Origin of the sequence: uncultured Anaerovibrio sp. (genome assembly GCA_902786545.1) — a bacterium.
GTDB lineage: Bacteria > Bacillota > Negativicutes > Selenomonadales > Selenomonadaceae > Anaerovibrio.
Genome location: CADACU010000047.1, coordinates 1 through 12,230 on the forward strand (window position 1 = coordinate 1; position 12,230 = coordinate 12,230).

The window sequence follows — 12,230 nt, forward strand, 5'->3', positions numbered from 1 at the left end:
CCGCAGGTCTTAGCCAAAGTCATGTTTGCGTTAACACCGCAACCAAATACCATCAGAACCATGGTTCCCATAAACTCGCCTAACAAATTGTCCATTTTTTAAATCCCTCTTTCATTAAATAAATATGAATGAATACTATAATTCATATCTGGTACCGGTACCCCTTATAAACCGGTACCAGATATTGAATCCTAACTAATTCAGCAATTACGCTGAAACCCCAGAGTAACTATTACTCTTCATCCAACCAGTGCATGGAGTGCTTAACAGCCTTTCTCCAGCCCTTGTACAGCTTGTCAGCTTCGCTCTTCTCCATTACAGGCTCGAAGCGAACATCCAGCTTCCAAGCAGTCTTCAGTTCTTCCTTGTTAGCCCATACGCCTTCAGCAAGACCAGCAAGATAAGCTGCACCCAAAGCAGTAGTCTCGATAATCTGAGGACGATCAACAGGAACGCCCAGAATATCAGCCTGGAACTGCATGAGCAGGTTGTTGGCAACAGCACCACCGTCAACCTTCAAGGAAGCCAACTTGATGTTGGAATCTGCTTCCATTGCACCAAGAACATCCTTGGTCTGATATGCCAGAGACTCAAGAGTTGCACGAACGATATGAGCCTTGGTAGTACCACGGGTAATACCAATAATCATACCACGGGCATTCTGATCCCAATATGGAGCGCCAAGGCCTACGAATGCAGGAACGAGATATACACCTGCGGTGTCACGAACCTTCTTGGCAACCCACTCAGAATCCGGAGCAGAATCAACCATACGAGCGCCATCACGGAGCCACTGAATAGCGGAACCTGCTACGAAGATGGAACCCTCGAGAGCATACTCAACCTTGCCATCAAGACCCCAAGCGATGGTAGTAACCAGGCCGTTCTTGGAATCATAGATGTCAGTACCAGTGTTCATCAGCATGAAGCAACCAGTACCATAGGTATTCTTAGCCATACCTGGCTCGAAGCAGTTCTGACCGAACAGAGCGGACTGCTGGTCACCAGCTGCACCAGATACAGGTACAGAAGCACCAAGGATGGATGGCTCAGTAAAGCCATAGCGGCAGGAAGAAGGCTTAACCTCTGGCAGCATCTTAGCTGGAACCTTCAGATAAGACAGGAGCTGCTCATCCCACTTCAATTCCTTGATGTTGTACATCAGAGTACGGGAAGCATTGGAATAATCAGTTACATGTACTTTGCCACCAGTCAACTTCCATATTAACCAAGTGTCAATAGTACCAAAAATCAGATCGCCAGCCTCAGCACGAGCGCGAGTGCCTTCAACATTCTCCAGAATCCAGGTAATCTTAGTACCGGAGAAATAAGCATCAATAGTCAGACCAGTCTTGTTCTTGAACTCCTCAGTCAGACCCTGCTTCTTCAGACCCTCAGCGATATCAGCAGTCTGACGGGACTGCCAAACGATTGCATTGTATACAGGACGGCCAGTGTTCTTGTCCCATACAACAGTGGTCTCACGCTGATTGGTGATACCGATTGCTGAGATGTCACTAGCGTTCAGACCGCTCTGCTCCAGAGCTTCCTTCATAACTGTAGTCATTGTGCTCCAGATTTCATCAGCATCATGCTCAACCCAACCTGGCTGAGGAAAAATCTGAGTGAATTCCTTCTGAGATACACCTACAATCTTAGAGTTTTCATCAAAAATGATCGCTCTGTTGCTTGTTGTTCCAGCGTCCAACGCCATAACATACTTCTTTGACATTTAAAATATCCCCCTTATAAAAATATTGCATTTTACCAGCAAGACCTCTCTCAAATCCTGCCAGTATTTCTATGATAGAGCCAGGCTGCAGGGAACCCTCGCTGGAGTTCCCCTCATTATCTCCCTTAATGAAATCTGCCGGACTCATCTCATTAAATTTTGTGGCTTATTGTTCGTAAGCCTTTGCCAAAACCTGAATTGGATGCGTGGTCTTTGCATTAGTGCCATGTCTGATCTGCTCACGGCAAGTACCGCAATCGCAGACAACCTTATGAGGGTTGCTGGCATTGATCTTATCAAAGAGCTCAGAACCAATCTTCATGGAAGTCTCATAGTTTTCCTTATGGAAACCATAAGAACCGGACATACCGCAGCATCCTGCATCAGCAGTATCAATGTCAACGCCGATTTCTCTCAGCAAATCAACAGCCGGGGTCCCCATCCCCTGTGCCCGAAGATGACATGGTGCATGATAGAGGAACTTCTTGTCGGTATTTACCTTAACCTGCTTCAGCTCACCCTTGTCAGCAAGAATAGTGAGGAATTCGAATGCATCATATACATTCTTGGCTGCCTCGGCCATTTTTTCCTCAGCAAAGAGCTCAGTGTATTCTGCCTTCAGCATCAAAGAGCAGGAAGTGCAGCATGCAATCACCGGAATCTGCTTTGCAGCATACTCGTTTATGATTGCCACATTGTTATCGGCATGGCTCTTGGCCTCATCCAAGTAACCGCCAACAACCAATGGAGAACCGCAGCACTTGAAACGATCATCCATCAGAACCTTGTATCCATTGGCATTCATAACCTTAACAAAGGCAACGCCAACCTCAGGATCATTAGTATCGATATAGCAGCCAGGGAAGAACAACACTTCCTTGGTCAAGCCCTCAGGCTGTTTGATGTCCTTGAACATCTCTCTGAAATAAGTAGTAGCAAATCTTGGGGAATGACGCTGTGGTGCAATACCCATAGCACCCATCATACCCATTGCTTCACCTATGGACATACCCATATTGGCAAAGGTACGACCCATTGGGATGCTCTTTAAAAGATCTGCCATCTGGAAGTTGTGACTAAGCATCTTGTCAGCCTGAGTGTGCTTCTCAGGATGAGCCTTATAGTACTTGCCACGCTCCAACATATTCAAGGTAGCAACGGAAACGCCGTTAGGGCAGGTAATATCACAGTTCTTGCAGTTGGAACACAACTTCAGGCTTTCCTCATAATCATCAAAATTACCCAAATCATTGGAAAAGTGCATACGATTATGAGCAGGACCTACGAGTTTTGGTCCTTTGTAATCAGGATTAGCTTTGGTAACTGGGCATGCAGCAACACAGGATGTGCAGGCAATACAATTATCAGCTGAATCTCTTGCTCTCTCTTCTAACTCCATAATATAATACTCCTTTCAATCAAGCCTTGGCAGCTTTGTAAGCCGAAGCTAAAGCAACGCCATTGCCGGAATGCTCAAAGCAGAAATCATAGCCACTCAGGTTGCGGCCTGCAACATAAACATTTTCAAGAGCTACATTGCCAGACTCATCCACACCACGGAGAGTTTCATCAACTCTTACGCCAGCCTTCGCAAAGGTCTGCTTCTTGTCAGAGAACAGCTGCTTGTTAACCCATCTGTCCTCAACACAATCAGCAGCAACCGGCAGACCGAAGAGAACCTCTTTTGCCTGACCGAAGTCGCGCATGGTGATACCGCCGCTGTAGAAGCCGCCAGTAGCAAGGATAAACTTATCAGCACTGTAAGTCTGGGTACGAACTTCGCCACCAGCCTCAACAGAAAGTGCCTTGCTGCCAGAAATCTCAGCCTTTTCAGCCTTGCAGTTTTCGATAACCCGAATGCCCTTCTTTTTCAATGCACTGAGAAGTACATCACGGAGGCGAATACCGTTTACAGATGGTGGCATACCGGTAGTCTCAACTACTGGGCATCCCAGGTCTGTAACGATCTTCTTATATACAACATTGCCCTTGGTACCAAGAATCTGTGGTACAAGGATAACCTTGTCAGAACCAGCATACTCTTTAACCTGAGCAACAAAATCCTTGTAACCAGCTTCGCTGTCCATCCAGAAAGCAACATCTCTGGTAGTCAGGTCGCGCTCGCCCTTGCGATGAATATCTACAGTAACAACGGTGTACTTCTTGTCGTTACCCAGCTCCTTCGCCAGATTTTCAGCAACCATATCTGCATAGAAATCCTTCAGTCCCTTGATGCCAACGATAACAATTTCAGAAGCATCAAAGCACTTGGAACCCTGCATGGACTCTGGAATTAAGCAGGATGGCTTCAGGGTACCAACACCGGTAACCAGCCACTGCTGTTCATTGAGGGAACCAATGAAAGGGAAGCCCTCAGCGGCAACCGTATCCTGGAAGAACTTTACAGCCTCTTCAAGAGTCTGGGTGCCAATCTTCTTGTATGGATGGTCAGCATCAACTGCAGCTACAGCCTGAAGCGGATTAGCTACAGCCTTACCGGACTCATCATAACCCATTATATCTATAACACCACTGTTAAGCGGGAAAGTACCTGCACCGTAGGAAAGCAGTGTTACCTTTTTATTCTGGTCAGCGCTAACCAGAGCTGACATTAAACCGGCAAAACCATTACCGATAACAACTACATCTGATTTGCTCATCCCCGTCTACCCCCATTTACATTAAATAACACTTCATACATACCTCTGGTCATTTCAGCTTCACGCAGAGTCTTGCCAAGCATTACAGGGGTAATACCCTTCCATCTTGCCTGGAGGAAGTTCTTCATATCGCTAAGGGAATCGTTGCAGCCCTCCAGCTTGTCCTTGAACAGCTTATTAAGAGTTGCAGCACTGCGAAGAGCACAGTAGTTACCCTGACAAGTACCCATGCCAAGACGGGTTCTTCTTCTAACATCAGCTACACTGTGGCTGGTAGGTTCCTTGGCAATACGCATAAGCTCAGCCAAAGTAACATTCTCACATTCGCAGATAACTTCACGGGACTCAGGATTTTCCTTCAAAGTCTTAACAACCTCTGGGAACTTTTCTGTACCCAAACGGGTTGCCGACAAGTTTACGCCGTAAGCTGGGAAGTACTGACGGGCAGCCTTCTTATCAGCAACGGAAACCTCCGGAACCAAATCCTCTTCTGCAGTACGGCACTTAGCAGTATTGCCAAGTTTTGGTGCCAGAACATCGCAGAACTTCTCAGCCATCAGACGGTAGGTAGTGAACTTACCACCGCAGATGGTCATCATGCCCTTCAGGCCATCTTCCTTTTCATGGTCAAGAGTTACGAAACCACGGGAAGCGTTACGGCCGCCATCAGCACCCTTTGGTACATACAATGGACGGGAACCGGCAAATACGCGAAGGATACGATAATCACGGAGATGCTCAAATACGCCTTCACCGGTCTTCATGAGCTCTTCAAATTCATCCCAGGAAGTAGTAGTATCTTCCGGATCCTCAACGGTAATAGAAGAAGTACCAAGAATGGTAATGGAACCATGTGGTACGAAAATATCACCGTTAGATGGCTTACGGAGACGGTTTACTACCCGGTTGGAAATTCTCTGGTTGAAGGCAATCAGAGTACCCTTGGAAGGGCTTACGGAACATTCCAGACCAGCCATCTCAGCAACCTTACCAGCCCATGGGCCAGCAGCGTTTACCAGAATCTCACATTCGATGTCATATTCTTCCTTGGTAACATTGTCACGAGCAGTAATACTCTGAACAGTATTATTTTCAATGTTAACTTTTATAAGTTCAGTATAGGTCTTGTAACGGCCGCCATAGCGAGCAGCAGACTGCACATTCTGCCAGGACATACGGAAGCCATCGATTGCACCGTCTGGTACCTCATAAGCAACAACCAGCTTACGGGAAAGATTTGGTTCCAAACGCAGAGCCTCTTCCTTGCTAAGCTCACGAGTAGAAATACCGCTTTCCTTACACCCCTTCAGCCAAGGCTCAACGAAATCAGGGTCGTCGCCCTCAACCTGTACAAACATACCGGTAGTAGCCTCAACACAAGACTTACCGATACGACGCAGGATGGTATTTTCCTCAATACACTCTCTTGCTGCTTCCTGGTCTCTTACCGCATAGCGGGCACCGCTGTGCAGAAGGCCATGATAGCGGGAGCTGGCACCATTAACCATATCAAGCTTCTCAATCAGCAAGGCATCTATGCCACGCATAGAGAGGTCACGCAGGATACCAACGCCTGTAGCTCCGCCGCCGACAATGACAACCGTAGCTTTGTCCTTTACCATAACAATCCCCCATTTTCATAAATACACATTAAGAATCAGGTTCCCCTAATTCGATTGAATTTTTGAACAATCGCACATTATTTAAAGTGGGAAAATTACAAAATTTCAATCACACGCTAATCTTATACCATTATCCTTGACCTTGTCAATAAAAAATAAGACTTAACAGACAGATTTTACTTAATGACAATAAAAAAATCCTGCAAACAACTTCCAAAAATTCCTACACAAAATTTTACATAATTTTTAATTTAGCAACATTATTCTTTCAGAGTGTAAAAAAAACAAAATATGTTACATTGCTCCTTTGATTTTGCCCAAAAATAATATATAATGTGAAACTGTATAGAAAAAATTACGGGGATGTGACTATAGTGATCGATTTATCACATATAGAAAAAATATATGACAGCCCCGCCGGTCCGGTTCATGCTTTAAAAGATATCAGCCTTCATATAAATAAAGGCGAAATTTTCGGCATAATTGGATTAAGCGGCGCCGGCAAGTCTACATTAGTAAGGTGCATAAATCTGTTGGAGCGGCCTACCAAGGGTAAGGTTACCATAGATGGAAAGGATATGACTGCCATGAGTGAGGCAGAGCTCAGAACTGCCCGAAAGGGAATTGGCATGATTTTCCAGCATTTCAATCTCCTTTCCTCGGCCACGGTATTTGACAATATTGCCTTTCCTCTCCAATTATCCAATACACCGAAAAAGGACATCGAAAAAAAGGTCAAAGAGCTGCTGGAGCTGGTTGGTCTCAGTGACAAAGCAGACCAGTATCCGTCCCAGCTTTCCGGTGGGCAAAAACAGCGTGTCGGCATTGCCCGGGCCTTGGCCAGTGAGCCGGGAATTCTCCTGTGTGATGAGGCCACTTCTGCCCTGGACCCACAAACCACCAAATCCATCCTGCAATTGATTAAGGATATAAACCACAAACTGAAGTTGACTGTGGTGGTTATTACCCATGAAATGCAGGTAATAAAGGAAATATGCGACAAGGTAGCCGTTATTGATAAAGGGGTTATCGCCGAGGAGGGCCAGGTGCTGGATGTGTTTATCAATCCACAGCAACCTATAACCAAGGAATTTATCAGTGTGCTGCTCAGCAACGATTTGCCGGTGGATTTCCGGAAAGCAGCCATTTCCCGTCAGCCAATTCAGGATGGGACACTGCTTATGCGGCTTACCTTTATTGGGGAAACCGCCAATGATCCGATTATTTCCAATCTGGTAAAGAAATACAATGTCAGTGCCGACCTATTCTTTGGCAGTCTGGATGACATAAAGGGTGCGCCATTCGGCCGACTGATAATCGGCATGGATGGCAGTGAGGCAGATATTGAAGCTGCCACAAATTATTTAAACGAGCAAAAAGTTAAGGTGGAGGTGATAGGCTATGTCCGCAGACATTCTGCCATTGCTCACTAAGGCCTTGGGTGAAACGGTGTATATGGTGGCCGTATCCATGATTATTTCCACCATCCTGGGCATACCACTGGGGGTACTACTCCATACTACCTCCAAGGGACAGATTCTGGAATGTATTCCCTTTAACCGGGCTATTGGCACTATAGTAAATGCCATTCGCTCAATTCCATTCATTATATTGATGGTAGCCATTATTCCACTGACCAGATTTATCGTAGGAAGTGCTATTGGCACAACAGCTGCTATGGTACCTTTGGTACTGGCTTCTGTGCCATTTATCAGCCGTCAGGTGGAAACATCACTCCGGGAAATTCCATACGGGATTGTTGAAGCGGCCCAATCCATGGGCGCAACTCCGTTACAGATAATTTACAAGGTATTCCTGCCAGAGGCTATGCCTAATATCGTAGCCCAGCTAACTACTGTTATCATCAGCCTTATTGGTGAATCTGCCATGGCCGGTGCCATAGGCGGGGGTGGTCTGGGTGATTTGGCCATCCGCTACGGGTACCAGAGATTTCGTCCGGAAATCATTATTGCCACGGTATTGGTTCTGATTGTAATGGTTCAGGCCGTCCAGTTCGCTGGTAATCAGCTGGCGAAAAAGCTGGATAAACGCTGATTGAGGTATAAAATCACATTATTGTTGACAAACCAATTACCTACCATTATAATAGGTTAAAAATATTGATTTGATGCGCAGCAACGCATTAAATATATTGAAGGAAAGACAAGGGGGATTAACATGAAGAAATTTCTACTGATTTTGACCACCATGCTGTTTGCCATCGTGGCTTTGGCTGGCTGTGGTGCTGACAACAAGCAGGGTCAGAACAAGGTTATCAAGGTAGGTGCTACCTCAGTTCCTCATGCGGAAATTCTCGAACAGATTAAGGATGATCTGAAGAAGGACGGCATAACTTTGGAAATTGTAGAGTACAGCGATTATGTACAGCCTAACCTTAACCTGAATGACAAGGAATTGGATGCCAACTACTTCCAGCATATTCCTTATCTCGAGGACTTTGTAAAGCAGCATCCGGAAGTAAAGCTGGTAAATGCTGCCGGTATCCACATCGAGCCAATGGGTATTTATTCCAAGAAGGTTAAAAACCTGAAGGATTTGAAGGACGGGGCAACTGTTTCTATTCCTAACGATCCAACCAACGGTGGTCGGGCACTGGCATTGCTTGCCAAGGCTGGTCTTATTACACTGAAGGATGGCGTGGGCATCAGTGCAACTGTTCATGATGTAGTAGGCAATCCTAAGAACCTCAAGTTCCAGGAGTTGGAACCAGCTCAGGTACCTCGTACCTTGGATGATGTTGATGCAGCCGTTATCAACAGTAACTTTGCAATGCAGGTGCAGCTGAATCCAGTTAAGGACAACATCTTCATTGAGGATGCATCTTCTCCTTATGTAAACATTGTTGCTGTTCGTACCGGTGACGAAAACCGTCCAGAAATCCAGGCCCTCATTAAGGCTTTGAAGTCTGAAAAGGTTAAGAAGTTCATCAACGAAAAGTATGCAGGTGCTGTAGTAGCAGCATTCTAATATATAAGTAAGCGAGGCCGCCGGCTCACGGGTTCAGTCCCAAGGGCCAGCGGCCTTTATTTAGGATTGTGATAAAAATGAATTGGGAACCTTCCAATAAGATAAAAGCATATTTAATGGTCATTGCCGCCATGCTTATATGGGGCTCCAGCGGTGTATTTAGACGCTACATCCCTGTTCCATCCGATTTTCTTGCCTTTCTTCGGGGTGTTTTAGGAACGGTCTTCATGCTGTTTCTTATTTTATACTATAAAAAAACCGGTATGCGCCATATACCGGTCAAAACTGTGGCCACACTACTTCTGGCCGGAGCCATGTATGGCTTCAACTGGATATTTTTCTTTGAAGCCATAAACTATACTACTGTACCGATTGCCACCTTATGCTACTATATGCAGCCGGCCCTTGTTATATTACTGTCACCCTTGTTTTTACCGGACAAAATGAGCCTGGGCAAAATTATTGTACTGTGCCTTACCACCACTGGTATGGTGTTAGTTTCAGGCATTACCGAAATGGATTCCATAGATTTATCCCAGCTAAAAGGTGCTATCTTTGGCTTAAGCGCAGGAATGCTATATGCCCTTAATGCCATTATCAACAAACGGATAAATCAAATAGATACCTATCATAAAACCTTCATTCAGCTGTCCGGCACAATCATAGCCCTAATACCTTATCTCTTCATTATTGACGGTTGGAAACCAATTCCTACAGATGGCCTAACCATTATATCTATACTAATTCTTGGCATAGTGCACACCGGCATAGCCTTCGTTCTTTATTTTTCCAGCATGAAAACCTTATCCGCCCCATCAGTAGCCCTTTGCGGTTACATTGACCCCATAAGCGCCCTGTTCCTCTCCGCCCTGATTTTAGGGGAATCCTTATCTGCCACCGGCATCCTGGGGGCAGTGCTGATAATCGGTACAGCTGTATTCAGCGAGATAAAGAAAGTATAAAGGATTTTGACATAGCTTTGTCGAATGTGCCCCCAGGAGAGTAATTAAAAAGGAGGGTACATTTCATGTCATTAAAATTCCGCATAGCAGGTATTTTCTTTTGTGCAGCGATGCTTATAGCAGGCACCCTTTCAGCGGCGCCCATGAAAGTTGAGCATCAAATTGATATCTTGTGTCAGACCGCATGGGATGATACTGGTTGGTTTATTACACAGGCACAGGACAAGGATTGGAACAAGTGGCATTATGCTGTTACGGACCTAAACCATGACGGAAATTTGGAAATCTTAACGGCCAAGGAAGGCGGATTGGAAGGTGCTCCACAACTAAAATGTGAGGAATTGATGGAGAAAAAATGGACCCGCCGCTGGGGGATATATATGGTGGGTGGAACAGATTATCCGGACATTTTCTCCTTGCCGGATAAGGCCGCCAAGCCTCAGCTCTATATAAATCCGGAGGAAAATCTGTATTTTTACATTTTCGAAGACCAGCGGATGCATGGAGAATATGACTCCACCATCAAAAAATATGCTATTTCCATAAATCCTGACCTGATGATTGAGGAGCTGGCCATAAAGACCTGGCAGCTTTCCGGATATGATGGCACAGAAACCGTGCATTATTACACTCCGGGCTGGCTGAAGATAGCAGCCGAAAGCAATGTGCCAGAGCCATCTCCAACCGAAATCAGTGAAAAGGCATATAATGACATCGCCAAGAACCGCCTAAATGCTGTTGACAGCGGTTATGCCAGTATCGGCTGGATGGATACCACAAAACTGTGGACCCTCCTCCAGCGTGGCAAAGCCTACGATATGCTTTGGGACTCCTATAAGATTTTTACTGCCAATTAACGGCAAAATGATTTAAGAACCTGTGAAAAATCTCTGTAAATATCATCTTCTATGGTAATAAATAACTATATATTTCATAATTTTGCTGGAATTGAGTGAAACCGATTCCGGCATTTTTACTGTTAATGCACCTTCCGCAATTCTCTTTGTATATGGGATTTAATCAAGCCGAGCACCCATTCTGGTGGTGTGCGTTCCCCCAACTCCCAGGATTGGATTGTTCTCTGCGGAATACCGCATAATAGCTTGCCAAACTCCGACTGTGACAGTCGCAATAATGTCCGCCATTCTTTAATTTTGTTGCTCATAATAATGCCTCCTTTTTCGTTGAACAATAATACATATTTAGACATCTGGCGGCATCGATATGCTAACAGTCATCGTCGGCATCCCCAAAGCGGTTATCCCTTTATGTATAGCACATATATATTTTTCTCCATTTTTAGAAGTGATTGTACCGATGATATCAGAATTGTTTTTTAATGCTTCAGCACAATATGGTGTTACCTGATCCAATGTTGTTTTGTCATCTTCTCCAAAACAGCCCAGCATGCACATTAATGCTTGAGCTGCCCATATATATGGTTTTGAATTACGCCTATATTTCAGAATATATCCATCTTTGTAGGACTCTGTTTCGCTAAAATATCCAATATGATAAATCAATTGTCTTACATCATTATTTTCATTGCACAGCAACCACACATCATTATTAAAAGGGCGTACAACATTTGCCGATTTATCTACATAATTTGAAGAATAACAATGTGTTGCCTGGAGTGCATTGGGATAAGAACGAATAGCATTATACTCCATAAGAAGATCTTTATCTGTAGTAGTACTAATGTATAATCCCTCAAATTGGACACGATTGCCATTAACCTTATTGTTAATGTAATGTATTGCTTTATTAAACTGCTCCCACATAGTATTTACATTTATATTTTGATATGCATAACAAGTATTAGATAGGAACATCATACATAATACTAACATGAAGCAATTCTTAAGTCTCATCACTTTTTCCTCCTCCATAAATTATCATATATCTGTTTTGCCAGTAGCTGTTTTTTCCACTCTGTATTGAACAATGGACCATTTCTGCCCCTTGATTCATCCACTACATCTTGTTTTATAATACCGTCCAAAACAATATATTGTATTCATCTATATGTTTATTTAATTATATATTTTCCTAAATATTATTGCATTAAAAAAAGATAATATTCGGTCACCACCCACACCCAGCCGCCCTCGAATCGCCGAGAACTATTAAAAAAAGCAAATAATAAAGCAGATTTTAGAATTTGAATTACAAAACCGGGCTCGTGATTACATTCCCGCTGTAATCACAAGCCCGGTTTCTATTACACTTTATTATTCTTTTTCTACATGATAAACAGCTGCGT

11 protein-coding genes are annotated in these 12,230 nt (G+C 44.4%); 5 read left to right on the forward strand and 6 right to left on the reverse strand.

Going from position 1 to position 12,230, the window contains the following annotated elements; translation table 11 throughout:
• Window positions 1-232 precede the first annotated feature (232 nt).
• The 4 genes from glpK to glpA all read right to left on the reverse strand — a co-directional run bounded on the left by glpK (window position 233) and on the right by glpA (window position 6,014).
• Window positions 233-1,732: a glycerol kinase GlpK gene (gene glpK / locus QZV24_RS08795; protein WP_294523010.1), complete on the reverse strand. Its 1,500-nt coding sequence runs from the start codon at window positions 1,730-1,732 to the stop codon at window positions 233-235.
• Window positions 1,733-1,898: 166 nt separating this feature from the next.
• Window positions 1,899-3,131, reverse strand: coding sequence for an anaerobic glycerol-3-phosphate dehydrogenase subunit C (locus tag QZV24_RS08800; RefSeq protein WP_290655554.1), 1,233 nt, complete (start codon window positions 3,129-3,131; stop codon window positions 1,899-1,901).
• A 19-nt stretch (window positions 3,132-3,150) separates the two neighbouring features.
• Window positions 3,151-4,392 carry an anaerobic glycerol-3-phosphate dehydrogenase subunit GlpB gene (gene glpB / locus QZV24_RS08805; RefSeq protein WP_294523012.1) on the reverse strand — a complete coding sequence of 414 codons (1,242 nt, stop codon included), beginning with the start codon at window positions 4,390-4,392 and terminating at the stop codon, window positions 3,151-3,153.
• Window positions 4,389-6,014: an anaerobic glycerol-3-phosphate dehydrogenase subunit GlpA gene (gene glpA / locus QZV24_RS08810; protein ID WP_294523014.1), complete on the reverse strand. Its 1,626-nt coding sequence runs from the start codon at window positions 6,012-6,014 to the stop codon at window positions 4,389-4,391. The genes glpB and glpA overlap by 4 nt, the downstream gene beginning before the upstream one ends.
• Window positions 6,015-6,388: 374 nt before the next feature.
• Between glpA and QZV24_RS08815 the strand changes: the two genes are divergently transcribed.
• From QZV24_RS08815 to QZV24_RS08835, 5 genes are all read left to right on the forward strand, one after another.
• Complete coding sequence (locus QZV24_RS08815) at window positions 6,389-7,447, forward strand: methionine ABC transporter ATP-binding protein (RefSeq protein ID WP_294523015.1); 1,059 nt, start codon at window positions 6,389-6,391, stop codon at window positions 7,445-7,447.
• Window positions 7,416-8,069, forward strand: a complete 654-nt coding sequence (locus tag QZV24_RS08820) for a methionine ABC transporter permease (protein WP_294523017.1) — start codon at window positions 7,416-7,418, stop codon at window positions 8,067-8,069. The genes QZV24_RS08815 and QZV24_RS08820 overlap by 32 nt, the downstream gene beginning before the upstream one ends.
• A 123-nt stretch (window positions 8,070-8,192) precedes the next feature.
• On the forward strand, window positions 8,193-9,002 hold the full coding sequence (locus tag QZV24_RS08825) for a MetQ/NlpA family ABC transporter substrate-binding protein (RefSeq protein ID WP_294523019.1): 810 nt from the start codon (window positions 8,193-8,195) through the stop codon (window positions 9,000-9,002).
• Window positions 9,003-9,079: 77 nt separating this feature from the next.
• A complete protein-coding gene (locus QZV24_RS08830; protein ID WP_294523021.1) occupies window positions 9,080-9,964 on the forward strand; it encodes a DMT family transporter in 885 nt (294 codons plus the stop codon).
• 65 nt (window positions 9,965-10,029) lie between these two features.
• Entirely contained in the window at window positions 10,030-10,821 is a 792-nt protein-coding gene (locus QZV24_RS08835; protein WP_294523023.1) for a hypothetical protein, read from the forward strand.
• Between the two features lie 122 nt (window positions 10,822-10,943).
• Here QZV24_RS08835 and QZV24_RS08840 read toward each other — a convergent pair whose 3' ends face one another.
• Window positions 10,944-11,129, reverse strand: coding sequence for a DNA-binding transcriptional regulator (locus QZV24_RS08840; RefSeq protein WP_294523025.1), 186 nt, complete (start codon window positions 11,127-11,129; stop codon window positions 10,944-10,946).
• A gap of 37 nt (window positions 11,130-11,166) precedes the next feature.
• The gene (locus tag QZV24_RS08845; protein ID WP_294523028.1) at window positions 11,167-11,838 is read right to left on the reverse strand and encodes a hypothetical protein; all 672 of its coding nucleotides are present in this window, start codon (window positions 11,836-11,838) and stop codon (window positions 11,167-11,169) included.
• Window positions 11,839-12,230: the final 392 nt, after the last annotated feature.